This window comes from Kocuria tytonicola, from assembly GCF_003687455.1.
In the GTDB taxonomy this organism is placed as follows: Bacteria; Actinomycetota; Actinomycetes; order Actinomycetales; family Micrococcaceae; genus Kocuria; species Kocuria tytonicola.
This window is the reverse complement of sequence record NZ_PHOA01000054.1, coordinates 1-16,176: the sequence shown is the minus strand read 5'-3', so window position 1 is coordinate 16,176 and position 16,176 is coordinate 1. Positions and strand designations below refer to the sequence as shown.

The window sequence follows — 16,176 nt, the reverse complement described above, 5'->3', positions numbered from 1 at the left end:
GGATACGCCCCTGCACCCGGGCCCGCGCGCACGGTCACCCCCCGCTCCGTGGTGGGAGCCCTCCTGGCCCTGCTCGTGCTGTGGGGACTGGTCCCGCTCATCGCGCACGCCGGGCTGGGCACCGTGACCGGGCAGGCTCTGGACGAGGCCGCCCTCACGCAGGCCAAGGCGGACCGCACCACTCTCGTCCCCACCCCCGTGCTCGTGGCCGCGCAGTACCTCCCGGAAGTGGTCGCGGTCCTCGCGGGTGTGCTCGCCCTGGTCTGGGCCGTGCGGCACCGCCGGTGGAGCGCCGCACTCTTCGCGGTGGGTTCGGTGCTCGCGGCGAACCTCACCACGCAGTTCCTCAAGCACGGGGTCCTGGACAAGCCGGACCTGGGCGTGCAGCAGATCGCGTCCAACTCGTTCCCCTCCGGGCACACCACCGCCGCGGCCTCCCTGCTCATGGCCGCACTCCTGGTGGCCCCTGCCCACCGCCGCGCGCGCACCGGGCGCTGGGGCGCGTTCCTGGCCGCGCTGGTGGGCATGAGCACCGTGCTCAACGGCTGGCACCGCCCCACGGACGCCGTGGCCGCGCTGCTGATCGTCGCCGGCTGGGGCGTGCTCGCCACCCTGCTCACCCGGTTGCTCGACGCCGCCCTGGGCCGTTCCGGGCTCCGCACGGGCAGCGCTCCGGGCCAGGCCTACCGCCGGTTCCGGGAGGACCGCTCCCGCAAGCGGCAGGAGCTCTCGTGGAGCGAGGACCGTGGGGAGAGCGCCTACATGCCCCCCGCCCACGAGAGGGCGGAGCAGGAACGGGCGCGGGCGGCGTCGTCGTCCGCGGGCGGCGCCCCGGTGTGGAACGGGAACCCGCCGTGGAACGGGGACCCGGCCGGCAACGGAAACCCGGGGTGGGCGCCGCAGCCGTACGGGTACGCACCCCGGGCACCGCGTGTCCCCGCGCGGCCGCGGATCGCGACCGCCGTGCTGCTGACCGTGCTCACCACCGCGCTGGTGCTGCTGGCGGTGTGGTGGCCCTACCCGACCGTGGCGGGAACGTTCGCCGGGCGGGTCACTCTGACGGCGGGGTACCTGGGGATTGCGTCGGCGGCTGCTCTGGGGTGGGCCGTGGTGGCGCGGCGGCTGCGTCCCGCGACTCGATGAGCGCGCAGCGGTCCAGGAACACCCGGGCGACGCCCGCCTGGTAGGGCAGCCGGTACATGGCCGCCGTGGAGGGCCCCCCGCCCGCGAGGTCCACGTCCCGCGCGCGGTGGATGGCCAGCTCCATGGTGTCCGCCTGCTGCGTCACGAAGTTGGCGGAGACGGGCGTGCCGTGGCCCGGGACGAACGCGGTGTAGCGCTCCAGGGTGGCCAGCGCGCGCAGGGACTCCACCCAGCGCTGGGGGTAGGCGTCCTCGAAGTTGGGGTCCGCGCCCTCCTCCACGAGGTCGCCGCAGAACACGACGTCGTCCACGCCCACGCACACGTCGTTGTCCGTGTGGCCGGGGCCCAGGAAGAACAGGGTGACGGGGCGCTCGCCCAGGTCGATGCGCGTGAGCGAGGGGCGCAGACCCGTGCCCGGAAGCGTGTTCGTGGGCAGCACCAGTCGGGTGTCGATGCCCTCGCCGGCACCCATCTCGGGCTCCTGTGTGCTGACGAAGCTGCGCTGGTACTCCCCCACCTCGGCCATGGCGCTCGCGCAGGCCTTGTGCGCCCAGAACTCCGTGGCACCCGCGCGCGCGAACACGGCGTTGCCCATGTAATGGTCGTAGTGGGCGTGGGTGTTCACCACGGTCAGCGGCAGGTCCGTGATGTCCCGGACGGCCGCGAGGATCTCGCGCCCCTGGCGGGGGCCGGCACCGGTGTCCACCACCAGGGCGCGCTGAGTGCCCAGCACCAGACCGGAGTTCAGTCTCCAGTTCTCGGTGCCGATCACGTAGACGCCGGGGCGCAGCTCCTGGGTGCGTGCCATGCGGCTCACTCTATCCGCAACGCACCACCCGCCCCGCATCCGGGCGGGGTCCACGGGGCCCGCGGAAGGGCGCGGTGCGGGGCCTGTGGCGGGGTGCTGTGCCTGCGCCACAGGGCGGGCGACGGAGCCTTCGGCCCGCCCGGCGCCGGTGCTACTGTGTGCCGCGTGTCCCCCACCCACTCCCGTCCCGCGCACGACGCCGCGGGGCGCTTTGCGCCCTCGCCCTCCGGTGATCTGCACCTGGGCAACCTGCGCACCGCGCTGGCCGCGTGGGGGTTCGCGCGCACCACGGGACGCCGGTTCCTGCTGCGCGTGGAGGACCTGGACCGCGTGAAGCCCGGCGCGGCCGAACGCAACGTGGCGGATCTGCGGGCCATTGGCCTGGACTGGGACGGACCCGTGGACCACCAGTCCCAGCGCATCCCCCACTTCCTGGAGCGCGTGCAGGAGCTCACCGCAGCCGGGCTCACCTACGAGTGCTTCTGCACCCGCAGGGAGATCCACGCCGCCGCGTCCGCACCGCATGGCATCCCGGGCGCCTACCCGGGCACGTGCCGCCACCTCACCGAGGAGCAGCGGGCACGACGCCGCACGGAGCGCCCTCCCGCCGTGCGCCTGCGCGCCGGGGTGCGGGAGCTCACCGTGCGGGACCACTTCGCGGGCGAGTTCACGGGTGCCGTGGACGACATGGTGCTCGTGCGCAACGACGGCACCCCCGCCTACAACCTGGCCGTGGTGGTGGACGACGCCGAGCAGGGCGTGGGCCAGGTGGTGCGCGGGGACGACCTCCTGCCCTCCGCGCCCCGTCAGGCGTACCTCGCGCAGCTGCTGGGCCACCCCGCGCCGTCGTACCTGCACGTGCCGCTCGTTCTGGGGCCGGGCGGGGACCGGCTCGCCAAGCGCGACGGCGCCGTGACCCTGCGCGAGCTCCAGGACCTGGGGCACTCCCCCGAGGACGTGGTGACCTGGCTGGCCTCGTCCCTGGGCGTGTCCCACCCCGTGCGCACGGCCGCCGAGGTGCTGGAGCACTGGGACCCGGGCACGTGGTCCCGGGAGCCCGCGGTGTTCGAGCCGTGGGATGCTGCGGGCGACTGAACGGCCGCGACCGCCGGGCGGCGTACCCTTGTGTTCTGCCTCACTTCATGCAACCGGGAAGCACTTCGTCCCCCTATACAGTGGGCGCAGTCCAACGATCCCGTACCGGAAGGCACGCGCATGTCCGATCAGGCGTACCAACTCATGGCGATCCTGGCGTACTTCATCGCCATGATCTGCATCGGCCTGTGGGCCAACAGCAAGACCAAGAACCTCGACGACTACATGCTGGGCGGGCGCAACCTCAAGCCCGGTGTGGCGGCGCTGTCCGCCGGTGCGTCGGACATGTCCGGGTGGCTTCTCATGGGCCTGCCCGGAGCGGTCTACCTCTCCGGCCTGGTGGAGGCCTGGCTCGCCATCGGCCTGACCGTGGGCGCGTGGGTGAACTGGAAGATCGTGGCGCCGCGGCTGCGCGCGTACACCGAGGTCTCCCACAACTCCATCACCATTCCCTCCTTCCTGGACAACCGGCTCAAGGGCAACACCCGGATCCTGCGCGTGATCTCCGGCGTGATCATCCTGGTGTTCTTCACGTTCTACGTGTCCTCCGGCATGGTGGCCGGCGGCGTGTTCTTCCAGTCCTCGTTCGGCACGAGCTACCTGACCGGCATGCTGCTGGTGGCCGGCGTGACCGTGCTCTACACGTTCTTCGGCGGCTTCCTGGGCGCGTCCTACACGGACCTCTTCCAGGGCCTGCTGATGCTCGTGGCACTGGTCATGGTGCCGATCGTGGGCGTGTTCCTGGTGGGCGGGCCCGGTGAGATGGTCACCCGCATCGAGAACGTCAACCCCCACGCACTGTCCCTGTTCGCGGGCGGCACCGCGGTGGGCATCATCTCCTCGCTCGCGTGGGGACTCGGCTACTTCGGCCAGCCGCACATCATCGTGCGCTTCATGGCCATGCGCACCCCCGCGGACGCCAAGGCCGGACGCCGCATCGGCATCGGCTGGATGGTCCTCACCGTGCTGGGCGCCATCGGCACCGCCCTGGTGGGCCTCGCGTACTACGGCAACCGCCCGGGTGAGGAGCCCACCGACCCCGAGGCCATCTTCCTGGACATGTCGCAGGTGCTGTTCCACCCGCTGATCGCCGGTCTCGTCCTGGCGGCGGTGCTCGCGGCCGTGATGTCCACGATCTCCTCGCAGCTGATCGTGTCCTCCTCCGCGCTGGTGGAGGACCTCTACAACCTGGCCGCCAAGCGCACCCCCTCCCCCAAGGCCCAGGTGTGGCTGGGCCGCGGCGGCGTGCTGCTCGTGGCCGTGGTGGCCGCGGCCCTCGCCTGGGAGCAGAACTCCACCATCCTGGACCTCGTGGGCTTCGCGTGGGCCGGCTTCGGCGCCGCCTTCGGACCCGTTGTGCTCATGAGCCTGTTCTGGCGCAAGCTCACGAACGCGGGCGCCATCAGCGCCATGCTCGTGGGTGCCGCCACCGTGTTCCTGTGGCAGTACACCCCGTGGAGCGACCTCTACGAGATCATCCCCGGATTCATCCTGGGCGGTCTGGTGGGCATCGTGGTGTCCCTGCTGACCCACCGGGACAACCCGGAGATCGACCGCGAGTTCGACGAGACGCTCCGGCTCGTCCGCCACCCCGAGGAGGCGGACCCCGCAGCTGCGGCCCACGCCGCCGCCGGTGAGGCTCCTGCCGGGACGGTCTGACCGACCCGCTCGCTGTTCCATGACGAACGCCCCGCACCTCACGGTGCGGGGCGTTCTGTCCGCGGCGGGCGGGACGCGGTGCGGTCCCTCAGCAGTGGTAGGTGTCCGTGGGTGCCTCGAAGTGCATGTCGTAGCCCTCCGGCAGGCGCATGCCGAACGCCGTCGCCAGTCCCAGGACCTTGCGGGCGCGGGCCAGACGGGGCAGGTCGGAGCCGTTGCGGATCTGGCCGCCGTCCTCCTCGAACTCCTGCAGGAACTCGGTGGCCCAGGACAGCTCGCTCAGGGACGGGGACAGGCCCTCGTTGACCGTGGCGGTCTGCTCGGGCATGAGGCACAGCTTGCCGGTCATGCCGAACTCGTCCGTGACACCCGTGGCCTCGGCGAGCTTGGCGCCGAGGGCACCCACGGCGGGGCCGTCGATGGGACCGGGCAGGTTTGCGGCGCGGGACGCGATGGTGAACTGCGAGCGCGTGTACGCGAGCGCCATGGGGTTCTCCCCGAAGCCGGTGTCACGGCGGTAGTCGCCGATGCCGAACGCGAGGCGGTAGGTGGAGCGGGCCGTGGCGATGTCCTGCAGGTTCTGCACCCCGCGGGCGGTCTCCACGAGGGCGACGATCCGCGTGCCGCGCAGCATCTCCGCAGTGCGGGTCACGTGCTCCGGGGACTCGGTCATGGCCAGCATCACGCCGTCCAGTCCTGGGACGTCCCGCAGCGCCAGGAGGTCGTCCTCCCACCACGCGGTGCCGAAGCCGTTGATGCGGACCCACGCGCGGTGCGGGGTGCCGTCCTCGTCCCGCTCGTTGAGCCAGGTGATCACGTTCTCCCGGGCCTGGGCCTTGTCCGCGGGTGCCACGGAGTCCTCGACGTCCAGCACCACGGCGTCCGCGGCGCTCTGCGCGGCCTGGTCGAAGCGGGAGACGTGGGAGCCGTTGACGAGCAGCCAGGAACGGGCCAGCTCCGGGCCCACGGCGGGGATCTCGGTGGGGTCGATGGTCATGGCGGTGTCCGCAAGGGTGGAGGTCATGGAGTTCACTTCGCGATCTGTGTCTGAGAACGGACACGCCCCTCGCGCCTCGGTCCGTGGGCCTGCAGCGGGGGCCGGGTCTCACGGTGGAGCGTGCGTGCTCCGGCCGTGGACCGCAGCCCGTGCGCGGGACACGGAACCCGGGGCGGGGTGGCGCGGGTCAGCCGACGGTTGTGGACCAACCTGGACGATGAGGTGGTTGGTGCTGGTCGTCTGCCAGTCGTGCAGTCCGCTGCTCCCGCGCCGCGAGGTGCTCGGCCGGGCCCGGTGCGCGCGTGGTGGTGCACTGCCGGGGCGAACAGTCTTTCACCGTAATGCAGCTCACACCCGATCTCAAACGCGCTGCTCAGACCCGCCGGCGCAGCGCCCGGGAGGTCTTGGCCGTGGCCACCGCGTTCCACGGGTCCTCGGGCCACGGGTGCTTGGGGTAGCGTCCGCGCATCTCCGCCCGCACCTGGGCGTACGGCCCGGACCAGAACGACGCCAGGTCCTCGGTGATGGCCAGCGTGGCCCTGCCCGGTGAGAGCAGGTGGAACTGCACGGGCACGCGCCCGTCCGCCACGCGCGGGGTCTCCGCCCAGCCGAAGCACTCCTGCAGCTTGACCGCCACCACGGGCGGGCTCGCGGGCTCCTCCTCGTCGAAGACCTCGGGGTAGTCGATGCGCGCGGTGTTCCCGCTGGGCACCGCGAGGCGCCGCGGCGCCAGCTCCTCCAGGCGGGCGGACTCGGGCCACGGCAGCAGCCGCCGCAGGGCATCTGCCACCTTCACGGAGCGCAGCGATCCGCCCCGGGCCACGTCCCGCAGCTCGGTGGCGAGCCACTCGTCCGCGCGGGCGAGCAGGGCGGCGTCGTCCACCGCGGGCCACGGCTCACCCAGGTGACGACGCAGCAGGGCCAGGCGCGCACGCAGGCCCACCGCGACGTCGTCCCACGGCAGCAGGTCCAGCCCCTGGGCGGCGAGGGCGGCGCGGATGGCGGGCACGGCCGTCTCGGGGTCCGCGGTGACCGGGGTGGCGGAGAGCTCGATGGCGCCCACGGCACGCACCGCGCGGGTGACCACGCGCCCGTTCGCGAAGTGGGCCCGCGTCTCTTCGCGGGCGAGCGGACCCGCGACAAGCTGCGCCGTCTCCCGGTCCAGCGGAGCCGCCGCGCGGATCACCGCGCCCGTGCCCGCCGCGGCCCTCCCGGCCGCGCGGCTCAGCTCGGCCACCGCCAGCCACTCGTGGTGGCGCAGCGGGCTCCCGGCCTCCAGTCCCGCGCGCGTTCCGGAGGCCAGCAGCCACTGGTCCCCGCGCTCGTCCAGGCGCCGGGCCACCCACTCGGGCTGCGCCAGGCCCACGACGACGCCCTCCCGCAGCTCCGCGGGCACGCCCACCGCCACGGCGCCCCCACCGGCGCTGTTGGCCGGATCCTCTGCGGCGAGCGCGGTGTGCGCCGCCATGCGTTCCAGCCGCTGCACGTCCCGGCGCCAGCGGTCGGAACCCTGCGCGCCACCGGAGCGCAGCCCACGCACGAGGGCGGGGATGTCCGCGGCGGGTGCGCGGGCGCCGTCGGAGACCGCGGCAATCACCTCGGCCGCGGTTCGACGCCCCACGAGGTCCGCGCCGTCCAGCAGCGCGCGGCCCCAACGGGGTTCCACGGGCAGGGTGACCAGCAGGCGACCGAGGTCCGTGGCACGGCCGTCGTCGGCAATGGCACCGATGCGCCGCAGCTCGGCCACCGCATCCGCCCGGGCCCGTGCGGGCAGCGGGTCCGGCAGGGCCATGCCCTCGCCGCCGGGCGCGCCCCACACGGCGAGCGCGAGCGACGCTGCGGTGAGGTCCGCGGTGCGCACCTCGGGGACGGTGTGGGCGGGCATGGCGCCCCAGGCGGCGTCGTCGTAGCAGCGCACCACCGTGCCCGGGCCCTGGCGTGCGGCGCGCCCGGCCCGCTGCTCCGCGGAGGCCTTGGACGCGGAGACCGTGACGAGCCCCGAGATGCCGCGCCCGGCGTCCCGGCGGGGCTGACGGGCGAGGCCCGAGTCCACCACGAGCCGCACGCCCGACACCGTCAGCGAGGACTCCGCGAGCGAGGTGCTGACCACGATCCGCGGCCGCTCCCCCGGTGCGCGGCCCGCCACGGCGCGGTCCTGCTCCCGGGGCGCGAGCTGGCCGTGCAGCTCCAGCACCTCGGCGCCGGTGAGCGAGCGCAGCTCGGACGCCACCCGCGTGACCTCGCGGGCCCCGGGGAGGAACACGAGGGCGTCCACGGAGGGGTCCTCGGCCACGGCACGCTCGTGGGCGGCCGCGGCCGTGCGCGCCACGTGGGAGAGGAACGCCGGGGTGACGCCGCGCTCGTCCAGGCGCCGCGGGCCGGGCGCCCACTCCACGGCCAGCGGGTGCAGCGCGGACGGGCAGTCCACCACGGGCACCGGCTCCCCGCCGCCGAGCAGCTCCGCGAAGCGCTGCGCGTCCACCGTGGCCGACATGGCCACCACCGTGAGGTCCTCGCGCAGCTGACACAGGTCCGCGAGCATCCCCACGAGCAGGTCCGACTCCACCCCGCGCTCGTGCACCTCGTCCAGGACCACGGCGGAGGTTCCCGCCAGCTCCGGGTCCCCCAGCAGACGGCGCAGCATGATCCCGGGGGTCACGAACTCCACCCGGGTGGCCTTCGAGGTCTTCTGCTCGCCCCGCACGCTCCAGCCGACGACGCCGCCCGGCTCCGCTCCTGTGAGCGCGGCCAGCCGGCGGGCGGCCGCCCGGGCCGCAACCCGGCGGGGCTGGACGACGACGACGCGGCCGGCCCCTTGTGTGTCGCCGTCGTGCACCAGGTTGGCCACGAGCGGCGGGACCACCGTGGTCTTGCCCGTGCCGGGAGGGGCCTGCACCACGGCGGCCCCGCCGACGAGCGCCTGCTCCAGCCGCGGGAGGGACTGCGCGAACGGCAGGCCCCGGCCGATGCGGTCCAGGTCGAAGAGGTGGGAAGACATGACCTCACCCTAGGTGCGCCCAGCCCAGATGGGCTGCTCCTGCTTTGCGTTGACCGGTTGAATCCGCCACCGTTTCTGCACACACGAAGCGTGCAATGGGAGCATCGAGTGAGGGGTTCGACTGTTGGTGAGCGTCGAGTAGACGACCGACGCAGTGATGGCATCCAAGCGTGAGTGGTTTACTTCTCTCATGAATGGACCAGCGTGGGCCTTGCTCGCTTTTCACCTAGCGGTACTCGCGGTCTTTCTCTGCATCGCCCTCCGTCCCCGGGCACGAAACCAACGATCCTCTGTTGTGCAACGCCTGACGGCAGGAGTCATCGGTCTCATGGCCCTCGCCCCTTGCATCATCATTCCGGTTTCCGCCCGTCCAGGCAGCCAGCCCGGGCTTGCCCATCTCCTCCTGTTCCTCTCGCTGCCCGCTATTACCTTTGTGGCCTCGTCGTATTCTCGGAGAAACCGACGTTCTAATCACAGCTAAGCCTCGACCACGCACCCGGTAGCTCACACGCAAGCGAGTTCAACCGGTCAACGCACCACCACCATTTCGGCACTGCTTAGACTCGTCAAGAGAGGGCATCCGCACCGGTGACGGTGCGGTGACGACGAAACGCAAATCGTCGCGAAACCTGACAGCATCGAGACCATGCAGAAAGAACGCGAGAGAACCCATAGACCGTGGCTTTGCGTGCTGGCAGGACGCTCAGGCATGGGCAAGACGACGCTCGCCAAGCAGCTGGCGCAGGCGACGGGTGCTTGCTACCTACGCGTCGATGCCGTCGAAACAGCCCTCTACAGGGTCCAGGAACACGTCGGCACAGCCGGCTACGTGGTCGTCCACGAGGTTGCCGCTTCCAACCTGCTGCTCGGAATGAACGTCATCGCGGACGCTGTCAACGCCGTTCCCGAGGCTCGCGCCGCCTGGCGTGAAACCGCGCACCGGTGCGGCGCCCAATTGACGGTCCTCGAGACCGTTCTGCTAGATGGGGATGAGCATCGCCGCCGTGTCGAGTCCCGCCAGGCCGATATCCCCGGGCACCATGTTCCGAGGTGGAGCGAGGTCCAGGTCGACGGCTGGGTGCCCTGGAACGAGGATCGCGATGGCGCACGCGTCGTGGTCGACACCACTGTCGCCGAGAGTGCCCTGCGAGACGCCCGGGGAGCATTGCCAGCACCCTGACGCCTACTCGTGCCGTGTTCCAAGGATTGTGACGGTGAGTGTAGATCAGACGGTCGTTTTTCTCGACCGCCGGTGGAGCAGGCCAGGAACCGCGCAACTTCATGAGTGCAATAGGTCAGCGCGCCGCAGGAACGCTGGAGTCCCATGCCCACTCCTCCAGTCGGGGACGTTCGCCCAGGGGCACTCGGCCACAGCAGTAGAGAAACACAGCGGTGGGGTTTCCCTCGGGCGCGTGAGGGAAAAGCCGACCCAGGAGCGGCGCGCACAGGGTTCCAGGTGGCCTCCACTCCAGACCCAGGCCACGGGCAATGTCGTAGGTGTGTACCAGGACCTCGACCGCGCCCATCGCAGCAAACCCGGGGCCGTCTGAGACACCATAAGGGTGCCAGCCCCGGACCTCGGGGAGGGCGTTCTCAACGGCCTGTTCAAGCATTCGGCCACACATGCCGATTGCCTCAAGAACCTGGCAGTTGGTTGCGTTTTGATCCACCACCACGTCGATGGGCAGATAGTTGTCCTGGGGCTGAGCAATCACCTGAGACGCATAGGAGAACAGGTCGTCCGCAACATGCACCGCCGTGTCACGGCAGGACCACTCCACATCTCCGGCGGGGGCCGCCCACGAGAGGTCTGCAACGGCCCCCAGCAATGACCGCATCTGCACAACCGAGTCGCTAAGCACCTGCGTCATCGAGTCCACGACTGAATCCTAGTGCCGCCACATCAGACCAGCAGGTAGAGCGCTCCCAGCACCGTCACCACGATCACGGCGGTGTCGAACACCCGCTGCCGGATCCGGGAGATGGCCCAGCGGCCCGCGAACGCGCCGAGCACCACACCCGGGACCAGGAGGGCGTCCAGCACCAGGGTCTGGGTGCTGATCAGTCCCAGGCCCACGGACACCGGGACCTTGAGGAGGTTCATCACGGCGAAGAACCACGCCGCGGTTCCCAGGAAGGCCTGCTTGGGGAACCGGGCGGCCAGGAAGTACATGGACATCACCGGCCCGCCGGCATTGGCCACCATGGTGGTGAACCCACCCAGGGAGCCGTACCCCACGGCCGCGGTGCGTGAGGCAGGGGCCGGCGCGGCGCCGTCGTCCTCCCGGGAGGCGGCGTCACGGTGGCGCTGCCAGAGCGTGAGCGCCATGAGGAGCAGCAACATGACGCCGATGACGCGCCGGACCAGGGAGTCACCCGCGAAGGCCAGGAAGACACCGCCCAGGGCGAGCCCCACGAGGACCGCCGGGAGCATGCGGACCAGCGTGGGCCAGTGGGCGTGCTTGCGGTAGGTCCACAGCGCGAACATGTCCCCCACGATCAGCAGGAGCAGCAGCGCGCCCGTGGAGGGTTTCGCGGGCAGCACGGCGGCGCAGATCGCGACGGCCAGCGTGTTGATCCCCGGCAGCGCGGTCTTGGAGAAGCCCACCAGGACCGCGGCGAGGGCGAGCGCCGCCCATGCCACGGTGCTCAGATCGGGAAGCATGGCCATGGGGGTCCTTCCTGCCGGTACCGGAACAACCCGCCGCTGTTCCCAGAGCAATCTAGTCCCCGATCAAGGGAGCGCCGCGCAGTCCAGCTCACGCGCCGCCGGGTGGAGCAACTGCACCTGAGCGGCGCTAGATCTGCAACAACGGAGTAAACGCAACGGGGGGCGGGGCAGGGCGCACGCGGACCAGGCAGCGGCGTCGCGTCCCCGCTCGCGTGCAACCGGGCGCCGCGCTATCCGTTTCCTGCGCTGTCCGGTGGAGCAAATGCACCTGAGCGGCGCTAGTTCTGCAACAACGGAGTAAACGCGACGGGGGCAGGGCGCACGCGGACCGGGCAGCGGCGTCGCGACCCCGCCCCGTCCTACAGTGGTACCCATGACCAACGCGCAGCTTCCCGAACGAGTGTCCGAGATCTTCGACCCCCAGCAGTGGCGGCCCGTGGAGGGCTTCACGGACCTGCAGGACATCACCTACCACCGCGGGGTGGAGCGGGACGCGGACGGGGCCGTGGTCAAGGACCTGCCGTGGGTGCGCATCGCGTTCGACCGCCCGGAGGTCCGCAACGCCTTCCGCCCGGGCACGGTGGACGAGCTGTACCGCACCCTGGACCACGCCCGCATGTCCTCGGACGTGGGCGCCGTGATCCTCACCGGCAACGGGCCCTCCGCCAAGGACGGCGGCTGGGCGTTCTGCTCCGGCGGGGACCAGCGCATCCGTGGCCGGGACGGCTACCACTACGCGGAGGGCGAGACCGCCGACTCCATCGACCCCGCCCGCGCCGGGCGTCTGCACATCCTGGAGGTGCAGCGTCTGATCCGCACCATGCCCAAGGTGGTCATCGCCGCGGTGTCCGGGTGGGCCGCGGGCGGTGGGCACTCGCTGCACGTGGTGTGCGACCTCACCCTCGCCTCCGCCGAGCACGGCAAGTTCAAGCAGACGGACGCCACCGTGGGCTCGTTCGACGCCGGTTACGGCTCCGCCCTGCTGGCTCGCCAGGTGGGTCAGAAGTTCGCCCGGGAGATCTTCTTCCTCGCGGACGAGTATTCCGCCGAGGACATGCACCGCATGGGCGCCGTGAACCGCGTGGTCCCCCACACCGAGCTCGAGTCCACCGCCCTGGACTGGGCGCGCAAGATCACCTCCCAGTCCCCGCAGGCCGTGCGCATGCTCAAGTACGCCTTCAACCTCCCGGACGACGGCATGGTGGGCCAGCAGGTCTTCGCCGGAGAGGCCACCCGCATGGGCTACATGACGGACGAGGCCGTGGAGGGCCGGGACGCCTTCCTGCAGAAGCGGGACCCGGACTGGTCCGCGTTCCCCTACTACTTCTGAGCCGCCGCGTGAGCCCCCACGGTTCAGGCCCCCTCGACGACGCCGCCGCACCCGTCCGCTCTGCCCCGGTCACCTCCGCGCCGGGACCGGGTCCCTCAACGTCCGGGGCAGGTGCACCACCCGTCGCCGCCACGTCCTGGCCCGGTGCGTCGGGCGCTGACTCCGCGCCGGGAGAAGCACCCCTGCCCGGTCACGCGCCCACGGCGCCCCGGTCGGAGGAGCTGCCGAGCGACGTCGTGGTGCTGGACGGCCCGCTCGAGGGCCATCCCGCTGCCCTGCTTCCCCGGCTCCGCAGGGCGCTGTCCCGGCCCGGGCCCGCGGTGGTCGTGGCCACCTCCGGCTCCACGGGGCGGCCCAAGAAGACCGTCCTGAGCACCGAGGCGCTCACCGCGTCCGGGCGGGCCACCGAACGGGCCACCTCGGGCACGGGGCAGTGGCTGCTGTGCCTGCCGGCACACTACGTCGCGGGCGTGCAGGTGCTCGTGCGCTCGGTGCTCGCCGGGACCGAACCCGTGGTGATGGCCGCCGAGCACTTCACCCCGGGCGCCTTCGCGGACGCCGCCGAGCGGCTGAGCCACCCGGTGCGCTGCGTCTCCGTGGTCCCCACGCAGCTGCAGCGCATCCTGGACCCGCACGACGGCGCCCCGGACCCCCGCGCGGTGGCCGCCCTCGCGCGCTTCGACGCCGTGCTCGTGGGCGGCTCCCCGCTCGCCCCGGACCTCGCCGCCCGCGCCGAGGACGCGGGGGTGCGTGTGGTGCGCACGTACGGGATGTCCGAGACGTGCGGCGGCTGCGTGTACGACGGCACCGCCCTGGACGCAGTCACCGTCCGCGTGGTTCCCGATCCCGACGCCGCCGGGCCGCCCTCCTCGGCCGGGTCACCACGCGGCTCGGAGGGCCGCATCTGGCTCGGTGGGGACGTGGTGGCCGCGGGATACCTGGACGATCCCGCCCAGACCGCCGCGCACTTCCGGGTGCTGGACGGGCAGCGCTGGTACCGCACCGACGACCTCGGGGCCGTGGACGAGCGCGGCGAGCTCACGGTCCTGGGCCGCACGGACGACGTGGTCAACACCGGGGGCGTGAAGGTCTCCGCGGGGCGGGTGGCCGCCGTGCTGCTGGAGGACGAACGGGTCCGGCAGGCCCTCGCGGTCGCGCTCCCCCATCCCGAGTGGGGTCAGGCCGTCGCCGCCGTGATCGCGCCACGCCCCGGAGCCGCAGAGAACGCCGAGCAGAGAGGGACGCTGGAGCGCGAACTGGCCGAGACCGTGCGCGCCCGGCTCGGTGCACCCGCAGCGCCCAAGCTGTGGCGCCACGTGGCCGCCCTGCCCCTGCTGAGCACGGGCAAACCGGACCGGCGAGCCGCGGTGGAGCTGTTCGCAGGGCATGCCACCTGAGCGGCGCACCAGTCGATCGCCACCCCGTCCCGGAGGAGAACTCATGCCCGCCCACTCCCTGGACCTCGTGCTCGCACCGGAGCACGACCGGGCCGTCCGCGCCCGCTGGGACGCCCTGCGCGAGGCCGGGTTGCCCAGCCTGGCCACCCACCGCAGCTCTTCCAACGCGCCGCACCTCACCGTGCTGGCCGCCCCGGACTTCGAGGAGGCCGTCCTCGAGCGGGCGCGGTCCCTGATCCGCCCCCTGCTGCCGTGCCCGCTGCCCGTCACGGGGCTCACCGTCCTGGGCCCAGGGCCGTTCGTGCTCGCGGAGGCGCTGGCCGTGCCACCCGATCTCCACACGGCTGCGGCGGAGCTGCGCCGCATGTGCGGAGGGGACGACCGCCCGTGGGTTCCCCACGTGACCCTCGCCAAGCGTCTCGACGCCGCCGGGGTGGGCCGCGCGCTGGAGGTGTTCAGCGACGTCGCCCCACCACAAGCCCTGGAAGCGGTCGCCCTGCGGCGCTGGGACCCGGACCGGCGGGAGACCATGGTGGAGGTGCCCTGAGCCCGGGGACCCCGCCGCACCCGGTGGCATGTGCACGTGCACAGCGCGTGGAACAATGAGGACGAATCCGCCGTCAGTACGTGAAAGGTTGCACCGTGGCCACACCAGCTCAGTGGGTCGAGGGAGCGCGTCTGCGGACGCTGCCCATGGCCGCGGCCCCCGTGATCGCCGGGACCGCAGCGGCGCACGCCATGCACGCGGCGCGGCCGCTGCACGCCGTGCTCGCGCTGCTCGTGGCGCTGTTCCTGCAGGTTGGCGTGAACTACGCGAACGACTACTCGGACGGCGTGCGCGGCACGGACGACGACCGCGTGGGCCCGCTGCGCCTGACCGGCTCGGGTGCCGCGGCCCCGCGCGAGGTCAAGACCGCCGCGTTCGCGTGCTTCGGGCTGGCCGCCGTGACCGGTGTGGCGCTCGTGGTGCTCTCCCAGCAGTGGTGGCTCGCCGTGGTGGGAGTGCTCGCCATCCTGGCCGCCTGGGGATACACGGGCGGGAAGAAGCCCTACGGCTACCTGGGTCTGGGAGACGTGTTCGTCTTCGTGTTCTTCGGGCTCGTGGCCACCCTGGGCACCACGATCACGCAGGCCGGCCGGCTGAACGCGGACGCGTGGATCATGGCCGTCTCCACCGGACTCTTCGCCTGCGCGCTGCTCATGGCCAACAACGTGCGCGACATCCCCGGTGACCGCGAGGTGGGCAAGAGGACCCTGGCCGTCCGCCTGGGTGATCCCAAGGCGCGGCTCACGTTCACGGCCGAGCTGTTCGTGGGGATGGTCCTGCCGCTGCTGCTGGTCCCCCACAACCCGTGGGTGCTGCTCGTCTACGCCGTGAGCCCGCTGGCGTTCAACGCCGCCTCCACGGTGCTGAAGGCTGCGGACCGGCGGGAGCTGATCCCCGTGCTCAAGCAGTGCGGGTTCATCAACCTGGGCGTCACCGTGCTCTACGCGGCGGCCGTGGTCGTCCACCGGTACCTGGGCTAGGAGCGCTGCCGCCCCCCTGACTCAGATGTCCTTGCGGGCCTCGGAGTCCGTGTAGGAATCCTCGATCTCCTGGTCCTCCAGCGCCACGCGGTTGGCGGGCTTGGGGCTGCGGGAGATCATCCGGTGGAAGTCCTGCCCCGCCGCGTAGTGCAGCCTGGGGAAGAAGATGTAACAGATGGCGAACGCGGCCAGCACGGCGGCGATCCCGGAGAAGACCATCCCCAGCCCCACGAGCATGAACAGCAGGAACAGCACCACCAGGATGCCCAGGCGCAGCAGGGAATACTTCACGAAGTTCACACGGTCAGTCTAGGGGCTCGGCCTGGACGTCCCCCGGGCATCCGCCACCGGGCACGCCGCGACGAACCACCCGGTTCCCACGGGAAACGGGCGTGCCACGGTCGGGAGGGCCCCGGGCTCCCCGCCTAGGTGTAAGAGGGCATGACGTTGTTGACTCGGGCGGGGGTGCGTGAGGCCGGGGGCTGATCACCGCAGGCGGTGTGAGGTCGATGGTAGTTGAAGTGGTTCACCCACACTCCGATCGCCTCCCG

14 protein-coding genes and 1 pseudogene are annotated in these 16,176 nt (G+C 72.0%); 8 read left to right on the top strand and 7 right to left on the bottom strand.

What is annotated here, in order from left to right:
* Positions 1 to 1,143 (top strand): phosphatase PAP2 family protein (locus CWC38_RS07350; RefSeq protein WP_240625132.1); only part of this gene is annotated, 1,143 nt, incomplete at its 5' end.
* Here the strand turns inward: CWC38_RS07350 and CWC38_RS07345 are convergent.
* The gene (locus CWC38_RS07345; protein ID WP_121846144.1) at positions 1,052 to 1,951 is read right to left on the bottom strand and encodes an MBL fold metallo-hydrolase; all 900 of its coding nucleotides are present in this window, start codon (positions 1,949 to 1,951) and stop codon (positions 1,052 to 1,054) included. The two genes, CWC38_RS07350 and CWC38_RS07345, sit on opposite strands and share 92 nt — an antisense overlap.
* A gap of 165 nt (positions 1,952 to 2,116) precedes the next feature.
* Between CWC38_RS07345 and gluQRS the strand changes: the two genes are divergently transcribed.
* Both gluQRS and putP read left to right on the top strand, forming a co-directional pair.
* Complete coding sequence (gene gluQRS / locus CWC38_RS07340; RefSeq protein ID WP_121846145.1) at positions 2,117 to 3,046, top strand: tRNA glutamyl-Q(34) synthetase GluQRS; 930 nt, start codon at positions 2,117 to 2,119, stop codon at positions 3,044 to 3,046.
* 120 nt (positions 3,047 to 3,166) lie between these two features.
* Positions 3,167 to 4,705, top strand: a complete 1,539-nt coding sequence (gene putP / locus CWC38_RS07335) for a sodium/proline symporter PutP (protein WP_121846143.1) — start codon at positions 3,167 to 3,169, stop codon at positions 4,703 to 4,705.
* Positions 4,706 to 4,793: 88 nt separating this feature from the next.
* Here putP and CWC38_RS07330 read toward each other — a convergent pair whose 3' ends face one another.
* Both CWC38_RS07330 and hrpB read right to left on the bottom strand, forming a co-directional pair.
* Entirely contained in the window at positions 4,794 to 5,729 is a 936-nt protein-coding gene (locus tag CWC38_RS07330; protein ID WP_206059873.1) for an HpcH/HpaI aldolase/citrate lyase family protein, read from the bottom strand.
* A 346-nt stretch (positions 5,730 to 6,075) separates the two neighbouring features.
* Positions 6,076 to 8,700: an ATP-dependent helicase HrpB gene (hrpB, locus tag CWC38_RS07325; RefSeq protein ID WP_121846141.1), complete on the bottom strand. Its 2,625-nt coding sequence runs from the start codon at positions 8,698 to 8,700 to the stop codon at positions 6,076 to 6,078.
* 646 nt (positions 8,701 to 9,346) lie between these two features.
* Between hrpB and CWC38_RS07320 the strand changes: the two genes are divergently transcribed.
* Complete coding sequence (locus CWC38_RS07320; RefSeq protein ID WP_121846140.1) at positions 9,347 to 9,880, top strand: P-loop nucleotide/nucleoside kinase family protein; 534 nt, start codon at positions 9,347 to 9,349, stop codon at positions 9,878 to 9,880.
* A gap of 115 nt (positions 9,881 to 9,995) precedes the next feature.
* Here CWC38_RS07320 and CWC38_RS07315 read toward each other — a convergent pair whose 3' ends face one another.
* Positions 9,996 to 10,571 (bottom strand): maleylpyruvate isomerase N-terminal domain-containing protein, encoded by a 576-nt coding sequence (locus CWC38_RS07315; protein WP_240625134.1) that lies wholly within the window; start codon positions 10,569 to 10,571, stop codon positions 9,996 to 9,998.
* 32 nt (positions 10,572 to 10,603) lie between these two features.
* Positions 10,604 to 11,371 carry a sulfite exporter TauE/SafE family protein gene (locus tag CWC38_RS07310; protein WP_121846138.1) on the bottom strand — a complete coding sequence of 256 codons (768 nt, stop codon included), beginning with the start codon at positions 11,369 to 11,371 and terminating at the stop codon, positions 10,604 to 10,606.
* A gap of 373 nt (positions 11,372 to 11,744) precedes the next feature.
* Here CWC38_RS07310 and CWC38_RS07305 point away from each other — a divergent pair, with 373 nt between their 5' ends.
* From CWC38_RS07305 to CWC38_RS07290, 4 genes are all read left to right on the top strand, one after another.
* Positions 11,745 to 12,701: a 1,4-dihydroxy-2-naphthoyl-CoA synthase gene (locus CWC38_RS07305; RefSeq protein WP_121846137.1), complete on the top strand. Its 957-nt coding sequence runs from the start codon at positions 11,745 to 11,747 to the stop codon at positions 12,699 to 12,701.
* 236 nt (positions 12,702 to 12,937) lie between these two features.
* The gene (locus CWC38_RS07300; RefSeq protein WP_240625130.1) at positions 12,938 to 14,098 is read left to right on the top strand and encodes an AMP-binding protein; all 1,161 of its coding nucleotides are present in this window, start codon (positions 12,938 to 12,940) and stop codon (positions 14,096 to 14,098) included.
* Between the two features lie 43 nt (positions 14,099 to 14,141).
* Positions 14,142 to 14,645: a 2'-5' RNA ligase family protein gene (locus tag CWC38_RS07295; RefSeq protein WP_121846135.1), complete on the top strand. Its 504-nt coding sequence runs from the start codon at positions 14,142 to 14,144 to the stop codon at positions 14,643 to 14,645.
* Between the two features lie 95 nt (positions 14,646 to 14,740).
* Positions 14,741 to 15,625, top strand: coding sequence for a 1,4-dihydroxy-2-naphthoate polyprenyltransferase (locus CWC38_RS07290; RefSeq protein ID WP_121846134.1), 885 nt, complete (start codon positions 14,741 to 14,743; stop codon positions 15,623 to 15,625).
* Positions 15,626 to 15,646: 21 nt separating this feature from the next.
* On the opposite strand, the gene CWC38_RS07285 is transcribed toward CWC38_RS07290, so the two are convergent.
* Together CWC38_RS07285 and CWC38_RS07280 are read right to left on the bottom strand one after the other, a co-directional pair.
* Positions 15,647 to 15,925 carry a DUF4229 domain-containing protein gene (locus tag CWC38_RS07285; RefSeq protein ID WP_121846133.1) on the bottom strand — a complete coding sequence of 93 codons (279 nt, stop codon included), beginning with the start codon at positions 15,923 to 15,925 and terminating at the stop codon, positions 15,647 to 15,649.
* Positions 15,926 to 16,050: 125 nt separating this feature from the next.
* A pseudogene (locus tag CWC38_RS07280) lies at positions 16,051 to 16,176 on the bottom strand (IS481 family transposase); the annotation flags it as partial.